The organism is Sporosarcina sp. P25 (assembly GCF_002743235.1).
Classification (GTDB): Bacteria; Bacillota; Bacilli; order Bacillales_A; family Planococcaceae; genus Sporosarcina; species Sporosarcina ureae_B.
On record NZ_PDYV01000017.1, the window covers coordinates 32743 to 50259 of the forward strand.

14 protein-coding genes and 1 tRNA gene are annotated in these 17517 nt (G+C 42.6%); 14 read left to right on the forward strand and 1 reads right to left on the reverse strand.

What is annotated here, in order from left to right; all coding sequences use genetic code 11:
- Nucleotides 1-64: 64 nt before the first annotated feature.
- The 11 genes from mfd (at nucleotide 65) to CSV70_RS13165 (ending at nucleotide 12398) form a co-directional block, all read left to right on the forward strand.
- Nucleotides 65-3598 carry a transcription-repair coupling factor gene (gene mfd, locus CSV70_RS13115; RefSeq protein ID WP_099661128.1) on the forward strand — a complete coding sequence of 1178 codons (3534 nt, stop codon included), beginning with the start codon at nucleotides 65-67 and terminating at the stop codon, nucleotides 3596-3598.
- 83 nt (nucleotides 3599-3681) lie between these two features.
- Nucleotides 3682-4218 (forward strand): stage V sporulation protein T, encoded by a 537-nt coding sequence (gene spoVT, locus CSV70_RS13120; protein WP_085132323.1) that lies wholly within the window; start codon nucleotides 3682-3684, stop codon nucleotides 4216-4218.
- A gap of 575 nt (nucleotides 4219-4793) precedes the next feature.
- On the forward strand, nucleotides 4794-5999 hold the full coding sequence (locus CSV70_RS13125; protein WP_085132324.1) for an NAD(P)-dependent malic enzyme: 1206 nt from the start codon (nucleotides 4794-4796) through the stop codon (nucleotides 5997-5999).
- A gap of 513 nt (nucleotides 6000-6512) precedes the next feature.
- Entirely contained in the window at nucleotides 6513-7106 is a 594-nt protein-coding gene (gene ytaF, locus CSV70_RS13130) for a sporulation membrane protein YtaF (RefSeq protein WP_085132325.1), read from the forward strand.
- 51 nt (nucleotides 7107-7157) lie between these two features.
- Complete coding sequence (locus CSV70_RS13135; protein WP_085132326.1) at nucleotides 7158-8750, forward strand: putative polysaccharide biosynthesis protein; 1593 nt, start codon at nucleotides 7158-7160, stop codon at nucleotides 8748-8750.
- Between the two features lie 5 nt (nucleotides 8751-8755).
- Nucleotides 8756-10216, forward strand: coding sequence for a bifunctional methyltransferase/pyrophosphohydrolase YabN (gene yabN, locus CSV70_RS13140; RefSeq protein WP_099661129.1), 1461 nt, complete (start codon nucleotides 8756-8758; stop codon nucleotides 10214-10216).
- Entirely contained in the window at nucleotides 10213-10503 is a 291-nt protein-coding gene (locus CSV70_RS13145) for an RNA-binding S4 domain-containing protein (RefSeq protein ID WP_085132328.1), read from the forward strand. The genes yabN and CSV70_RS13145 overlap by 4 nt, the downstream gene beginning before the upstream one ends.
- A 126-nt stretch (nucleotides 10504-10629) precedes the next feature.
- A complete protein-coding gene (gene yabP, locus CSV70_RS13150) occupies nucleotides 10630-10926 on the forward strand; it encodes a sporulation protein YabP (protein ID WP_029054884.1) in 297 nt (98 codons plus the stop codon).
- Nucleotides 10923-11408: a spore cortex biosynthesis protein YabQ gene (yabQ, locus tag CSV70_RS13155; protein WP_085132329.1), complete on the forward strand. Its 486-nt coding sequence runs from the start codon at nucleotides 10923-10925 to the stop codon at nucleotides 11406-11408. Before yabP ends, yabQ begins: the two co-directional genes overlap by 4 nt.
- A gap of 29 nt (nucleotides 11409-11437) precedes the next feature.
- Entirely contained in the window at nucleotides 11438-11851 is a 414-nt protein-coding gene (locus CSV70_RS13160) for an FtsB family cell division protein (protein WP_085132330.1), read from the forward strand.
- 121 nt (nucleotides 11852-11972) lie between these two features.
- Entirely contained in the window at nucleotides 11973-12398 is a 426-nt protein-coding gene (locus CSV70_RS13165) for a S1 domain-containing RNA-binding protein (RefSeq protein ID WP_029054887.1), read from the forward strand.
- Between the two features lie 423 nt (nucleotides 12399-12821).
- On the opposite strand, the gene CSV70_RS13170 is transcribed toward CSV70_RS13165, so the two are convergent.
- Nucleotides 12822-12895, reverse strand: a tRNA-Met gene (locus CSV70_RS13170).
- Nucleotides 12896-13103: 208 nt separating this feature from the next.
- Between CSV70_RS13170 and CSV70_RS13175 the strand changes: the two genes are divergently transcribed.
- From CSV70_RS13175 to hpt, 3 genes are read left to right on the forward strand one after another with little or no spacing between them, the layout of a single operon-like run.
- Complete coding sequence (locus CSV70_RS13175) at nucleotides 13104-15503, forward strand: SpoIIE family protein phosphatase (protein ID WP_085132331.1); 2400 nt, start codon at nucleotides 13104-13106, stop codon at nucleotides 15501-15503.
- 35 nt (nucleotides 15504-15538) lie between these two features.
- Nucleotides 15539-16948: a tRNA lysidine(34) synthetase TilS gene (tilS, locus tag CSV70_RS13180; protein ID WP_099661130.1), complete on the forward strand. Its 1410-nt coding sequence runs from the start codon at nucleotides 15539-15541 to the stop codon at nucleotides 16946-16948.
- 19 nt (nucleotides 16949-16967) lie between these two features.
- The gene (gene hpt / locus CSV70_RS13185; protein ID WP_085132333.1) at nucleotides 16968-17510 is read left to right on the forward strand and encodes a hypoxanthine phosphoribosyltransferase; all 543 of its coding nucleotides are present in this window, start codon (nucleotides 16968-16970) and stop codon (nucleotides 17508-17510) included.
- Nucleotides 17511-17517 lie beyond the last annotated feature (7 nt).

A 17517-nucleotide genomic window follows, 5' to 3' on the forward strand; every position in this document is an offset into this window, starting at 1 on the left:
GCATAAAGCATTCTGTTCGATATATAGAGATAGACTAAGTTAATAGATAAGGAGGAGTAGTCGAGTGGGAGTAATAGAACAGCTTTTTCTAGAAGAGAAAGAGATTCAAGGCTTGCTGAATGACTTGGAAGACGGGCAGAATCAGCAGTTGATCACAGGTCTTGCAGGGGGATCCAAAGCGATCTTTTTTAAATTGATTCAGCAGTCACTGACACGCCCTGTCTTAATTGTTTCACCAAATATGCTTCAAGCACAGCGAACGTATGAGGAATTGAGTAAATTAGTCGGTGACGAACATATTCACTTATACACCGCAGAAGAACTTGTTGCGGCAGACTTTTCTTTTGCAAGTTATGAACTACGTGCGGGCAGAATAGACACATTGGATCATATGGCGCGTATAGGCAGTGGTATTTATATTACACCCGTTGCAGGTTTGCGAAAATTGTTGCCGTCAAAGGAACGATGGTTGGCACATTACGTAACAGCTTCAACAGATGAAGAGATTGATATAGGTGTCTGGCTGGAAAATCTAGTATCCATGGGCTATATCCGAAAAGAACTGGTGAGTGCACCGGGCGAATTTGCGTTGCGCGGTGGCATACTGGATATTTATCCGCTAACGATGACAGAACCTGTTCGTATTGAGTTATTCGATACGACAATTGATTCCATTCGAACATTTTCGGCAGAAGATCAGCGTTCAACAGGAAAATTAGACTCGATTACGTTATTGCCGGCGACCGAATTCATATGGACGCCTGGAGAGTTACAGCAAGTTTCACAAAAGGTGGAGCAAGCGCTTGGTGAAAGTCTAGCCAAAATCAAAAGTGAAGAATTACAGCAGCAGTTATTGATGTCGATCATGCAAGATATCGGCATGATGAAAGATGGAATTGTGCCAGATACAATGAAGAAATATGCTTCATTTTCTTCCGGAACAAGCGCCATGCTGACTGACTACTTCCCTGCAAATGGTATCATAATCTTTGATGAGTTGGGTCGAATACAAGAATCTGTAGCTACACTGGAGTCGGAAGAGCAGGAATTCCAGCTTGCGATGCTCGAAGACGGTAAAATGTTACACGATACGAAACTCGCATGGAATTACGAGCAAGTACTTGCGGATATGAATCAGCAGCGACTCTACTTATCTTTGTTTACACGCTCAGTACCTGGCTTCACTATCAAGAAGTCTATTTCGATTTCTTGTAAGCCGATGCAACAGTTTCATAGTCAGATGCCTCTATTGAAAAGTGAAATAGAGCGTTGGCAACAAGCGAACTATAACGTTTTTCTTTTGGCTTCTTCAACCGATAGAATGAAGGCAATTCAAGAGATTTTACGAGAGTATGATATAGAAGCGGCGATTAACGGCAAGCCGAACAAAGATGGTGTGTTGTCCATTATAGAAGGGGATTTATCAGTAGGTTTTGAATTGCCGTTTCAGAAGCTTGCTGTCATTACGGACGCGGAATTGTTTACTGGTAAGCCAAAACGCAAAGCGCGCCCCCCTAAACTCACGAATGCCGAACGGATCAAAAGTTATTCAGAGATCAAGCCAGGTGACCATATCGTCCACGTGCATCACGGTATTGGGAAATACTATGGTGTCGTTACATTGGATGTTAAAGGCATCCAGAAAGACTACCTAGATATTCGTTATCGTGGTGAGGATAAACTCTTCGTGCCTGCTGATCAGATTGATTTAATTCAAAAGTATGTCGCTACAGGAGAGAAAGAGCCAAAGCTACATAAACTTGGCGGTACAGATTGGGTAAAAACTAAACGTAAAGTAACGGCGGCCATTCAAGATATTGCGGATGACTTGATCAAATTATACGCTAGACGAGAAGCAGAAAAAGGCTTTGCTTTTAGTGAAGACGATGATTTGCAGCGTTCATTCGAAAATGCTTTTCCATACGAAGAGACACAGGACCAGTTACAGTCCATCGAGGAAATTAAGAAAGATATGGAACGTATACGGCCTATGGATCGATTATTATGCGGTGACGTAGGATACGGAAAAACGGAAGTTGCGATTCGTGCGGCGTTTAAAGCAGTAACGAACGGTAAACAAGTTGCGTTCTTAGTGCCGACTACGATACTTGCACAGCAACATTTCGAAACGATGAAAGAGCGTTTTGCAGATTATCCTGTGACAGTTTCATTACTCAATCGTTTCCGTTCTAAGAAAGAGCAGGATGAAACGATTAAAGGGCTGAAAGCGGGAACTGTTGACATTGTCATTGGTACGCATCGCTTATTGTCTAAAGATGTAGTCTACCAGGATCTTGGGCTTCTCGTTGTTGATGAAGAGCAACGTTTTGGAGTAACGCATAAAGAGAAATTGAAGCAGTTGAAAAATAACGTAGATGTACTGACGTTGACTGCAACTCCCATTCCAAGAACTTTGCATATGTCGATGGTCGGAGTGCGCGATTTATCAGTAATTGAAACACCGCCAGCTAATCGTTTCCCTGTCCAAACATATGTCATGGAACATAACGGTGGACTCGTTCGTGAAGCGATTGAGCGAGAGATGGGACGCGGCGGACAAGTTTTCTATCTATATAATCGTGTAGAAGATATGGATCGTAAAGTTCAGGAAATTCGTGACTTGGTACCAGAAGCGCGTATCGCCTCTGCACATGGTCGGATGGGTGAGGCGGCCCTCGAAGCAGTAATTCTGAGTTTTCTCGAAGGAGAATTTGATGTGCTCGTTACAACGACCATTATCGAAACCGGAATCGATATTCCAAACGTTAATACGTTAATTGTTCATGATGCAGATCGCATGGGACTTTCACAGCTTTATCAACTACGTGGCCGAGTCGGTCGTTCCAATCGCGTGGCATACAGCTATATGCTCTATCAGCGCGATAAAGTGTTAACAGAAGTTGCAGAAAATCGTTTACAAGCAATCAAAGAGTTCACTGAGCTTGGCTCTGGTTTTAAAATTGCTATGCGTGATCTATCCATTCGGGGTGCAGGGAATTTACTTGGTTCGCAGCAACATGGATTCATTGACTCGGTTGGTTTCGATCTGTATTCGCAGTTACTACAAGAAGCGATTGAAGAAAGACAGACAGGTGTCGTAAAAGAAGACAAAGCAGATGTCGAAATCTCCTTGCCTATCAATGCCTATCTTCCTGAATCATACATTCAGGATGGTTATCAAAAAATCCAAATGTATAAACGTGTAAAAGCAATTACTGGCGATGAGGATTATCTAGAGCTTGTTGACGAGATGATCGACCGTTTCGGTGATATGCCATTCGAAGCCGATTTATTGCTCCGCGTTGGACGTATGAAGGCGTGGGGTCGTGACGCTGGTGTAATATCCATTAAAAATGTACAGGGAATAGTGGAAATCCGCTTGTCGGCAGAAGGAACAGCTCGTGCTGACGGTGCAAAACTGATGGAACGTTCATTGAAGTTTGGCCATGCGGTTGGATTGACAATCGACAACGGACAAATTACCATAACCGTGAATGAAAAAAAGTCCAAGCAGTTTACGGAATTCGATATGGTAGAAGACATGGTACACACCATGCAGGAAACAGCAGAGGAAGTAGAATCTAAGGATACCTTGTAACACCTTGATTGCATAAAATGACCAATGTTGATGCATACTATTCTCAGAAATACATTTAATTTCGAGAAAGTGAGGCATTATACATGAAAGCAACGGGTATTGTCCGCAGAATTGATGACTTGGGAAGAGTAGTTATACCGAAAGAAATTAGAAGGACACTTCGCATTCGTGAGGGGGACCCTTTGGAGATATTCACTGATCGAGAAGGGGAAGTCATTTTAAAGAAATATTCACCTATTTCAGAGCTTGGCGAATTTGCGGTAGAATATGCAGAATCACTTTATGAAACGATTGGTACACCTGCACTAATCAGTGACCGCGATGAGATGCTAGCGGTAGCGGGTCTTGCCAAGAAGGACTATATGAACCGACAGTTGGCACCGATATGCGAAGAAATTCTGAACGGCCGATCTACTGTCATGGAAAAGCATGAGAAGACGGTAGAATGGGTACCAGGCCAAGTAGAGCAGATTAAGTCTTATTGTATTGTACCTATCATTACAAATGGCGACGCTATCGGTGCAGTTTACTTACTGTCAAAAGTTCATTTTGTTGGAGAGGTCGAGCAAAAAGCTGCAGAGACAGCGGCCAACTTCCTGGCGAAACAGATGGAAAGCTAAACGAGTTTGATAAAAATATTAAGTTTTTAACGAAAACTCACAGTGGATGAATCTGCTGTGAGTTTTTTGATGACTAATTTTCTCTAAATGTAATTTAGTATGTTATTTTCAGAACAATAACATGTAAATGAACTTAACCTAAGCAAGTAATCAGAATGAAATCCGTCGTCTAATTTACATATACTACCTTTTCCGACGCGTGAAGCACCAAATACACTTCAATACTTTTCCTCAATTAAAAAGTGAAGTTTTTCACATGCTACATCCATATATCACTTTTGAGTATCATTTTTCTTTATGTGAACATATTCACAAAAGCCTTTAGTGAAGGGCTTCACAAGGTGTAAAATGAAAAGTGAAAGGTTTCACATACTACGAAAAAGCATAAAAGTCAAAACTTTTTTCAATTTTTTTAAAAGCGCTGAAAAACCCGTTGTATAGGTGATGTAACCGCTTACGATTTCTTGATTTTGGTAGTTGCCAGAATATTGCTACTTGTATTTGCTTTGCGTTTGCGCTTATAATCACTACCAACACGTTTGAACAATAAAAAACCAGATAGGGAGAGCGATATTATGAACAGGAAATACAAATCTTCTTTACACATGCATCAAATTCACAATGGAAAAATGGAAGTGGTTTCGAAGGTGCCATTAGAAAATAAAGAGGATTTGAGTTTGGCGTACTCACCAGGAGTTGCTGAGCCTTGTGTAGAAATCGCTCAAGACCCATCTCTTGCATATGAATATACAATTAAAGGGAATTTGGTTGCAGTTGTGACAGACGGAACGGCTGTACTTGGACTTGGAGATATCGGCCCTGAAGCAGCTTTGCCGGTAATGGAAGGGAAAGCTCTATTGCTGAAGCAATTTGCAGGGATTGACGCATTCCCGATTTGTCTGGATACAAAAGATGTCGATGAAATTGTCAACATCGTAAAAGCAATGAGCCCAACATTTGGTGGTATAAACCTCGAAGATATATCAGCTCCTCGTTGTTTCGAAATTGAACGCAGATTGCGTGAAGAGTGTAATATTCCAATCTTCCATGATGATCAGCATGGCACGGCAATCGTAGTGGGTGCAGGGTTACTTAATGCATTAAAAGTAGTTGGAAAAGAAAAAGAAGATGTGAAAATCGTCTTGAATGGCGCCGGTGCCGCTGGAGTTGCGATTACGAAACTATTGTTGAATATGGGCTTCAAAAACATTATCATGTGTGATTCGAAAGGTATTATTTTTGAAGGGCGCGAGAATGCGATGAATGACATTAAGCATGAAATGTCACGCGTCACAAATCTCGATAAAATCGAAGGTTCATTAGCAGCTGCAATGAAGGGTGCTGACGTATTCGTCGGTGTATCTGTAGCAAACTTGCTGACGAAGGAATTGATTGCACTAATGAATACAGATCCTATCGTATTCGGACTGGCGAATCCAATACCTGAGTTGAAGCCTGAATTGGCAGATGAGTATGGTGTGCGTATTATTGCGACAGGCCGTTCCGATTATCCTAATCAGGTCAACAACGTCTTGGCGTTCCCTGGTATCTTCCGTGGAGCACTAGACGTTAGAGCAACAGAGATCAACGAAGAGATGAAGCTTGCAGCGACGTACGCGATTGCAGACTTGATCAAGGATGAAGATCTTCGTGATGATTACATCATTCCGGATCCATTTGATGACCGTATCCCGACGATTGTTGCACATGCAGTAGGAAAAGCAGCGATTCGTACAGGTGTATCCGTTGCGAAGGAAATGGTTTTGCCTACACCCAGATGAAGATGAATAATGACCCGTCTTTCCTTGTAAGTAAGGGAAAGACGTTTTTTTTTAATAAATTGAGCGCGCGAAGATCTATTTAGCGATGTTCTGGGTGGATGCTTTGTCGTAGGCTTGCGGAAGTTTTCGCTCATAAATTCGTACAACCGCTCATAGTTCATGGTTAACCGCTCTATAGCACTTGATTACTGCTCTATCCACATGCACAAACGCTCTATCATGCTTTGCAAGCGATCATAATGGCTGGGCAACCGCTCAATGCGTTGGCAATGTGGTCTAGTCTTGACCTAAATTAAGTACAAGACGTCATGAATTCAAGCAATAGCTACAATGAAGTCTTATATTAATTGGGGTTTGTAGCGGATTCAAAAGCCACCCTCTATCTGCTTTTCCTACAGCTATAAACCAGCCCCTCCGCGTGCATAGGAAAGGCTGGTTCTTTTACGCGCCTAACGCACACACGCCTGCTTCATTGTGCGCGTATAGTATGATAAAACCAAATGGGGGAGCGGAATGACTTGGCTACTGATCGCAGGCTTTGCAATTTCATCTAGCATTGACAACTTTGGAGTTGGACTTTCTTATGGGGTACAGCGAGTACGAATTCCATTCACATCAAATGCACTCATTGCGGCAATTTGTTTTATCTTCAGTTTGATTGGCATAGTCGCCGGTGCATGGCTGGCTGAAATGTTACCGGGCATACTACCCGATCTTATAGCATTTGCTGTACTTAGCATCATCGGAATACGCATTATGATTATTGCATTTCGTCCACAACGAAAACATCAAGCAAATGTATTTAGTGAACCGGAAAAAATGGATTTTGACGGATCTTCGCATATTAGTCTTGGGGAGGCTTTGCTGCTTGGTATTGCGCTATCTGCGAATGCGTTAACGAATGGTATCGGAGCAGGTCTTTTGGCATTGTCACCGATTGCCATCGCATTATCAGCCGCTGTTGGCAGTTATATTACATTGTCAATTGGTGTGGGGCTAGGCACGAAACTGGCAGGCGTGCGGATTGGCAAGATGTCAGTAGGGCAATTCGGAACATTTATGAGTGGGGTGATTATTTTATTGATTGCGGCCACGCGCCTATTCTGACGTGATGAAATGGTATACTAGAAATCATCATCGAATGAAAGAGGCACGTATATGGCGTTGACTAAATGGAATATGAAGTCGTTTATGAAAGGTGCATCGATTCTAACTATTGCTGCCATCATCGTCAAAGTGCTAAGCGCGGTTTATCGAGTGCCCTTTCAAAACTTAGTTGGAGATAAAGGATTCTATATTTATCAGCAAGTGTATCCGTTTATCGGAATATTTATCGTTTGGACGTCCTCGGGTTTTGCTGTCGCGGTGTCTAAAATGCTTGCAGAAAGCAAAAGTCCTGGAGAATCACGTGGAATTTTACGTGTGTCACTAGCCTATCTACTTGTTTTATCAATAGGGATTTTTCTGTTATTGCGTTCAGGTTCTTCTTTCTTTGCAGAACTAATGGGAGACACTGCACTAGCTCCCGTTTTGCAGGCAGGTGCATATATCGTCCTCGTACTGCCGTTCCTAGCTGTGCTGAAGGGTGTCTTTCAATCAGAAGGGCAAATGATACCTGTAGCGATTTCCAACGTCTCAGAGCAGTTGTTCAGGGTGATCATCGTCCTTGCGGGTACGTGGATTGCGATACGTGCAGGAACATCACTTTATAAGGTAGGGGAAATTACGATGTGGGCAGCAGTTGCAGGAGAAGCGACAGGTGTCTTGATCCTGACTTGGTTCTTCCTGCAACGAGAACGTTTGGTGGCAGTTACTGTGAAGCCGTGGCAAGTGATTAAAGATCTGACCAAGATTAGCATTGGTGTCAGTGCGAGTTCTTTAATTTTACTGGTATTTCAATTGGTGGACTCTTTTACGATCTATAACGCATTAATCGAGGCGGGGACAATGAGTGAGACCGCTATGGAAATGAAAGGTGTCTATGATCGGGGACAGCCGCTTGTGCAAATGGGTATTTTGCTTGCATCTACATTGGCGCTAGCCCTCGTACCGTTAATCGCGCATCATGCATCTAAAAATGATAGACGGGGCGCCTTACCGTTCATTAGTTTGACGTTCCGGACATCTATTTTATTCGGTTGGGCTGCGACGATAGGGTTGGTTCTCGTACTACCTTTCGTTAATGAAATGCTGTTTCAATCACGAACAGGATCTGTTGCGTTAATCATCTTCTGTATGCAGATTTTCTGGTTGTCGATTATTTTACCACTGACAGCAATTCTTCAAGGAAGTGGTAAAGTGCGTGGGCCGTTACTACTCATGCTGCTTGGTGTCGTAATCAAACTGTCAACTACACCATTAATGGTTCATCAATATGGAATTGAAGGTGCCGCTGCGTCAGGCGCTATTTCATTCGCAATCGTTGCTATATTATTGATTTTTTACTTTAAAAGATTTTGGAAGTTTCCGCTGGCTCCGCGACGGTTTTATACCGTGCTAATTATTGCTAGTGTTGCAATGGCAGGGATATTGATTCCCTGGATGCTTCTAGCCGACTCATGGTTGTTTGATGGATTATCCTCACGTACAAGCTCAACGTTAACTGCAATGTCAGCTGTCGCAATTGGAGCAATCATATTCCTTTTCGTCATCTTGAAATCACGTATAATGAATGAAAAAGAGTGGTATTTACTGCCTTTTGGAAAACGATTGGCAACTGCTCAACTATGGCTAACTAAAAATAGAAGGTGAATTATATGAATAAAATAACTGTTATCGGACTAGGTGCAAGTGATTTAGAACAACTGTCGCTAGGCACGTATCGATTATTAAAACAAGCGGACCATCTCTATCTTCGGACAGAAGAACATCCCATCGTTGCAGAATTACGTTCGGAAGGGCTAGAGATGGAAAGTTTTGATAGGATTTATGAAGCAAATGATGCGTTTGAAGACGTCTATCAGCAAATCGTCGATAAACTACTGGAATTGAGTGTGCAACAGCCGATTACATACGCTGTGCCGGGACACCCACTTGTAGCGGAACGTACGGTTCAACTGTTGATTGAAAAAGAACGGACAGGTGAGATTGAACTTCATATTGCTGGCGGCAGTAGCTTTTTAGATCCGATTTTTACAGCGTTGCGTATTGATCCGATTGAAGGATTCCAGTTGCTTGACGGTACAGACTTGAAACGTGACGACGTACGCATGGATCAGCATGTATTAATTGGACAAGTCTATGATGCATTCGTCGCTTCTGACGTGAAATTGTCTTTGATGGAGAAATATCCCGATTCTCACGTCGTCACCATCGTTACATCAGCCGGTTCACGAGATGAAGTGTTGACTGAAATACCGCTGTTTGAACTTGACCGAACAGTGACATTGAATAATCTAACGACTGTCTATGTACCGCCGCTACTTGAACACGAACAACGACTGAAAGAGTGGAGTTCATTAAGGGACATCATTGCGACTTTGCGTGGACCGGACGGCTGTCCTTGGGATCGTGAGCAAACGCATGAATCATTGAAGCGCTATTTAATCGAGGAATCCTTTGAGTTGATCCAGGCCATTGATGAAGAAAATGATGATGCTATCATCGAAGAACTAGGAGATGTTTTGCTACAAGTCTTTCTTCATGCGCAAATCGGGGAAGACAATGGCTACTTCTCTATGGAAGATGTACTCGAAACTGTAGGGGCCAAAATGATACGACGACATCCACATGTATTTGCGCAAACACAAGCTGATACAACCGAAGAAGTGTTGACGAACTGGCAAGCTATCAAGGAGCAGGAAAAACCTAAACCGTCTATGCTGTTAGAAGGACAAGAACGTTTGGCATCGTCCTTGCTGACATCTTATAACTATCAAAAGACCGCAGCCAAAGTTGGGTTTGACTGGCCGTCTATAGAAGGAGCTTTCGACAAGTTCCAGGAAGAGTGGCAAGAGTTTCAGGAAGAAGTAAAAAGTGGTGGGCCGGAGCAGCAGCTAGACGAGCTCGGAGACGTATTGTTCACTATCGTCAACATCGCAAGATTCCTGAAGCTCTCACCAGAAGAAGCCATGTGGCACGCCAACGAAAAATTCAAATCTCGTTTCCATTCCGTGGAGCAATCCGTGAAACAAGGAAGCGGAAAATTTGAAAATTATACAGTAGACGAACTAGAAGAATTCTGGCAACAGGCCAAAAGAGAGGAAGAATCTAAATGAGACTCGACAAGTTTTTAAAAGTATCACGCTTTATAAAACGCCGAACGCTAGCGAAGCAAGTGGCTGACCAAGGCAGAATCACAATTAATGGGAAAGTAGCCAAGGCATCGTCTGTTGTCAAACCGGGTGATGAACTTTCAATCCGATTTGGCCAAAAGATCGTCAATGCTACGGTAAATGAGCTGAAGGCGTCAACTAAAAAAGAAGACGCAGCAGGTATGTACACGATCACTAGCGAAGAGCGCTTAGAGAAAGTGGAACCTGAGTTTGTAGACGATGAAAATTAATTGACGAGAAGATAGACTAAAGAGGAGTAGAATAGAGGGTTTGCCCCCCAACTTAAAAATGGCTTGTCATGTCTGGCCAAGCCTCTGCATATGATATGGGGAACGTACTAGAGAAGGGGGACGCATATGCAGATTCAAACAGACAGCTCCATGTATACTATTCCATCAGGAGACCACGTAGTGACGATGCGCAATCGCAAAAGAATGGACCTCACATCCGTGAAAACGATCGACCGCTTTGACCAGGAGGAATTTCTTGTTAGAACATCGCTAGGCGTACTGCAAATCCGTGGGGAGGAACTGCGTATTGTACATCTAGATGTGGACAAGGGCCTACTCACGCTTGAAGGTACTGTCCAAACACTTCAATATGATGACGAAGAAGCAGGTTCACGCAATTTCCTCCATAAATTATTCGGATGAGCCTATCCGTCCAGTTCTTCAGTCTATTGGCGATGATCGGGACAGGTATTACTGCTGGAATTGTACTGGATTTATTCGGAACCATTGTCGCCGCGTGCGATAAACGTTCATTCATTAGAAGATGGGCATTCTGGTTTGAATGCCTTATCTGGATTATGTTAGGTATCATGTCGTTTTGGGTATTAGTTTTGGTACGCGACGGGGCATGGAGAATGTATGACCCTGTTGCCCAGATTAGTGGCTTGTTATTGTACGCAGCTATCTTCCATCATCCTGTGAGAATTGTAGGTAGACTACTGTTACTTGTGGTGCTTAGGCCGATTTGGCTCATCATTCGTCTTGTCTACCTAACGATTCAACGTATTTTCTATTTAATTGTTTCTATTCTGTCAGTAATCACGTCACCGTTTATAAGATTAGTGAAGAACGTAGGGAAATTCCTTCAAAATAAATGCAGAGTACTATATAATAGAGTGCAATAGTAGAATTACGCCAGAAAGGTGTGTGCGCCATGAAAAAAACACAGAAGCCCTCAACAAAGAATGTGACATCAATCGATACAGACTATGTGCGCTCCATGCAAAAAAAAGAAAATTTTAAAAAAGCACAACAAAAACGTTTGCGTAATAGGTTGGCCGTATTTTTTGTCATCGTCTGTGTGGTTGCTGGAAGTTTGTTCAATATGAACGCTGGTCAGAAAGAAATTCTGGCTGCGAAACATAAGGAAAAAGCCCAAGCAATAGCTACATTAGAGGATTTGAAAGAACAGCAAGAACAACTGAATACGCAGTTGATTCGATTGGATGATGACGAGTATATTGCGAAACTCGCACGGAAAGAATACTTTCTTTCTGAGTCCAATGAGATCATTTTTTCCATTCCTGATAAGAAAAAAGAGTCAGAAAAAGAGATAAGAAAAGAGTAGTCAAGTTGACACTCTTTTTTTGTTGGCTATAATATAGATAGGAGCCTGTAAAATACAGGCACTGCCAATATGGTTGATAGGCTTACGAGCCGCTTAAAACTTAAGGAGGAGCATTTTTTTTATGTCAATTGAAGTAGGCAGCAAGTTAGAAGGTAAAGTAACCGGGATCACAAATTTTGGGGCATTTGTTGAATTGCCAAGCGGATCCACAGGATTAGTCCATATTAGTGAAGTAGCTGACAATTATGTCAAAGATATTAATGATCATTTAAAAGTCGGCGATATGGTTGAAGTCAAAGTAATGAATGTGGGATCTGACGGTAAAATCGGTCTTTCCATCCGTAAGGCTAAACCTGAGTCAGAACAACGTCCACAGCGTCCACAACGTCCAACTAGACCTCGTCAAGGAAGCAAACCGAGCTTTGAACGACCAGAGAATTTTGAACAGAAGATGGCAAAATTCATGAAGGACAGCGAAGAACGTCTAACTACCTTAAAGAGAGCGACAGAGTCCAAGCGTGGCGGTCGTGGAGCCAGAAGAGGATAACTTGCTGACTAATTCAACTGCGAACTAAAATCAGATGACATCCTATACGTATGTTCCGCAATATGGAGCATGCGTTTTTTTGTGGGGAAAATTCGAGTCCATTTTGTTATGCCAGTGCCACTGAGTGTTCGTTCCGTTGTAGTTTTAAGAGGAAGTACAGCTACTTGGTGATACCGCTCATGCATTTCTCGTAAGTACAGTGGGGTTCATTGGCTTTACACTCTCATAGTCAGTCAAGTAAGTGTCCTTGTACAAAATAGACTAATAAATGATCCAGCCAAACCACTAGCACTTCTTATTAACGCTTACAATAATTAACCATGCATTAAATCGATAGTGTACTAAATTCAAGGTTAATCCACAGATCATTTTCTCCAACAAAAAATCCTCTGCGTAAGCAAGAGGATTTTTGTACTTCTATTATAGCGGCGGAGGGGGTCGAACCCACGACCTTTCGGGTATGAACCGAACGCTCTAGCCATCTGAGCTACGCCGCCAAGATGTTTTTGCATTGAAATTAGGTAATTCCATATGCAACGTCTCTTATCATACTAGGCATTTGAAGAAGTGTCAACATCTCTTTTGCTAAAAAATATACATACGGAATACGTCGAAATGTTTTGTGAATATGCCGCCACAAACAGACAAAATTTCTCGCCAACCCCATGTATAGTTTTATGTAAGAGAACATAGGGGGTATGGGAAATGAAGATGATTGACAATATGGAACGACCAATTGTACAGATGTTCAGGGCGTACTGGCAAGAGTTTATGAATCGGAAAGTATACTTGCTAACTGCCCTTCTATTCTTAGTAGGATCATTCTTTCTATCGCAAGCAGTAGTATTCGATATGGCAGTACCATTCTTCTTGCCGATCTGGGCATTAGCAAGTATGCGCTACCGTCAACACATGATCTACGTATTTATAGGAGGGATGGCAGGCAGTGCGTTTCTTGGGGTAGGACAAGCTGTCATTCATTTGGCGCAATTACTACTGTTTCATTCAATCATAAAGATTCCAGTCGTGAAAAGGTCTATTCCAATCGCTGTGGCCGGAGCAATGATTATTCCACAATTAATTTGGCAGCTCGTTAAATACGGCGATGGGATGTTGCCTTTAGCCATTCAGTTGTCTATAGGGTTAGAAGCGTTGCTTGCGTTGTTCATGACCATTTTCATGTTACTGGCTTTTCCTTCTATAGAAAGAATGCTGTATGGGCCGTGGAATCCTGAGCAGATCAGTGCGATGTGTATTGTGGGAGCGCTGGCAGCTACCGGGATGGGAGGATTCCAAATCGGTACGGTATCGGTTGCGGGGGTGTTCTTGTTTTTAGCGATATTTGTAGCCGCCGTAGTGGGGGGAGTGCCGTTCGCTACAACTGTCGGAATGATTATTGCATTAATCATAGGTGTATCAGAGTTGTCCTTCACGGGCATGATGGCGTTATATGGTATGACTGGTTTGTTGGCAGGTTCACTAAAACGCTTTGGAAAGCTAGGGGTCATCACCGGCAGTGTCTTTGTTTCGCTCTTTTTCCTTCTATATGATGCGACACTGCCTCTAGATACCGTTCACTTTTCCACAGTTGGTGCCGCGGCTTTACTGTTTATATTGATTCCTTCACGTAAATTAAGTCAAATACGACAAGTTTTATTGCCGAAACAAGAAGGAATATCGGAAAAGCGACAGCAATGGCTGGCGGATAAACTGGACGGGCAGTTAGAGGAGTTCCAACAGTTTGCTCATTTCATGTCAACACTTGTGAATGATCGTCTGTCACCCGAAGAGGAAGTGGCGGCAACAAGTCAAGTACCATCTATTTGTCAATCCTGTTTTCGTTACCGAAAGTGCTGGGAAAGTGAAGAGGACAGTATAGAACCGTTGATTGACGAATGGGAAACAACTTATTCTGCAACGAAAAAAGCGGCACGTGTACGTGTTGAACAGAAGATGAAATATAAATGTCTACGTTTTAAAGGATTAATGAATGAATTAGAAGAGAGAGGGGCCAATAAATTATTGATGGGGCAGTTGCAGCATGGTCGAAAGATGCTAGCACTACAATTGCGTGATATGAGTACGCATATTGAAAAAGTTATGAGAGAGGTAAAGGAAGATCTGACAACGTATAAGTTGGCTGAAGAAGAGCTTGCGAATCGTTTACAATCACAAGCCATAGAGTTTTTTCAAATAGATATATTATCAGAAGAACGGGGTGCCTGCAGAATTGTGATTTCTGTACCGGAAAAAAAGGCGGATTTTGAAGCCGAAACGACGGTTGGAGAATATTTATTACTGCCTATCTTGGAGCAAATGTACGATGAACCGATGCATATTTCAAAATCGACTTATCAGCCGTTCCCGTTCCCGCATGTACAACTGACCTTTAGTTCAGCTGTTCGTTTTTCACTTGATTATGATATCGTCACGACAGCTGGAAAGGGATCGTTCAATGGTGGTGATGCGTATGAGCTATTCAAGATTCATGATGGCTTGTCAGCCGTACTGTTGTCGGACGGGATGGGACAAGACATCAATGCTTACCACGAAAGTAGAAAGGTAATCCGGCTGATGCGGGAGTGTCTGGGTCAAAAAATGGATCCGGAAACAGCGATCCACACTTTGCATTATATGATGGCATTGAACGGATTGGATGATATGTATGCAACGCTCGACTTGGCGTTAATTGATTTACAAGAAGGGCGACTATGGTCGTGGAAAGCAGGTTCGATGAGTACCTACATTAAAAGAAGTGATGATTGTATTCGGTTAGACAGCAAAACAGTACCATTTGGTTTCTTGCCGTCATTTTCTATAGAAGCGAAAAATGAAAAGCTCAAGTCCGGTGATATCGTCGTTATGATGACGGACGGCATATTTAATGGAGATATACCGCTTGATATCCAGGAAGACGTGATGAATCAAACGATAGAACGCTTTAAAGATATGGATTGTCGGACGATTGCAGATCAAGTAATGATGGAGATGGAACGGGTATTTGAGTCAGTGGAGGATGATCGGACGATTCTCGTAATGAAAGTCGGCCATATTGTGCCAAAGTGGTCAAAAGCGAATAAGCAACCTCGAATCATTTCTAGCTAAACAATGTTAGAATAGAGAGAGGAGGGAGATGGATCATGAAAAGTTTGCAGCAAAAGGTATTAAAATTTATTGACAAGCAAACGTTGATTCCTCCCGGCTCTCGTGTATTAGTCGCGTGTTCGGGTGGTGTGGATTCCATGGCACTGCTTCACTTTCTAGCGACGCATCAGCAATCTTTGGTCATTGAAGTAGCGGCCATCCATGTAGATCACATGTTGCGTGGAGTTGAATCTGCTGAAGATGCGTTTGTTGTGAAGCAACTGTGCAAGGAATTCGGGCTACCCTTTTATTCTGAACAAATACCTATTCCAGTTATCTTGGATAGCCAGGGCGGTAATATGCAGCAAGTATGTCGGCAACAGCGTTATGCACGTTTCGAACAAACGATGGAAAGTGAGAGGTTCACAGTTCTCGCAACAGCCCATCATGCAGATGACCAACTAGAGACGGTGCTGATTCAATTAAGTAAGGGACAATCATTAAATGGTATGCCTATTCAGCGGACAATCCACTCGGGTAAAGTTATACGTCCACTTCTTCCGTTAAGAAAGAGTGAATTGTACATGTATGCGTCACATCATAAAATAATGTTCCGGGAAGATCCAAGTAATCAGCAAGACAATTATTTACGTAATCGTATGCGACATCACGTGCTACCATTCTTGATGGACGAAAACCCATCCGTCGCAGTCAACACAGTCCGCCAAATAGAACAACGGCAAGCGGATGAAAGCTTGCTGAATGAGCTTGCGGATCAACATTGGCGTTCGATTGTTACGTATACGCAGGAGCAGCTTCCCTCTTTTCAACGGGAGGCGTTTCTTGCTATTCCCCACGCTTTACAAAAGCGCGTGATTCAACTACTATTAAAATGTCTAACTAACCCAGCAACAGAGAACGCTGAGTGGCATTTTGCAGTAGTGGATGAACTGTTACAACATATTACGAACTCAGCTGGAAATGTCACAATTGATTTGGCGTATGGCTATCGGTTTATCAGGGAATATGATAAACTGCTAATTACAAAAATGGATATAGATACAGCGTCCCTTCGTCCAAAAGCACTTGAAAAAGGTACTTGGCATACGTGGGGGAATATTCAGTTTTACTGGCATCATGCCAGCGCACATATGATAGAAGAATTCTCACCTTCAGATGAAATCAGGTATTTCCAATTGCCTGAGACGGAACTGCCGCTAACTGTACGTCTTCGGATGACTGGAGATAGAATGTTGATCAAAGGAATGTCCGAGCCGAAACGTGTGAAGCGGATATTGATTGATGAGAAGATAGGGATCATGCAAAGGCAACAGCAACCTGTCGTTACGACAGCAAGCGGTACTGTGTGTGCAATACCTGGTGTACGGTATAGTGAGATGTTTTCACGCCGCCAACTGGAAGGCGATTCATACATATGGATTACGCGAGAAGGCGAGACAAGATAAAATAGAGGGGGACGGGCCGATGATCGCGCAAGATATCGAGCATGTTTTAATTTCAGAAGAGCAACTAGAAGAGAAAGTCCGAGAACTTGGAGCAACATTAACTGAGGAGTACCGTGAAAAATTCCCATTAGCAGTTGGTGTACTTAAAGGTGCACTACCATTTATGAGTGACTTGATCAAACGTATTGATACGTATATCGAATTAGATTTCATGGATGTTTCTAGTTATGGAAATGCGACAGTTTCATCAGGTGAAGTGAAGATCATCAAAGATTTGAACACTAGCATAGAAGGTCGCGACGTGTTGATTATTGAAGACATTATTGACAGTGGGAAGACATTGAATTACTTAGTGGAGCTGTTTAAATACAGAAAAGCAAACTCTATCAAAATCGTTACGTTGTTGGATAAGCCGACAGGACGTAAAGTAGATTTGAAAGCAGATTACGTAGGTTTCGATGTACCAGATGCGTTCGTTGTTGGGTACGGCTTGGATTATGCAGAGAAATACCGTAATTTACCGTACATTGGGGTATTGAAAAAGGAAATTTACTCTTTCTGACGGAAGT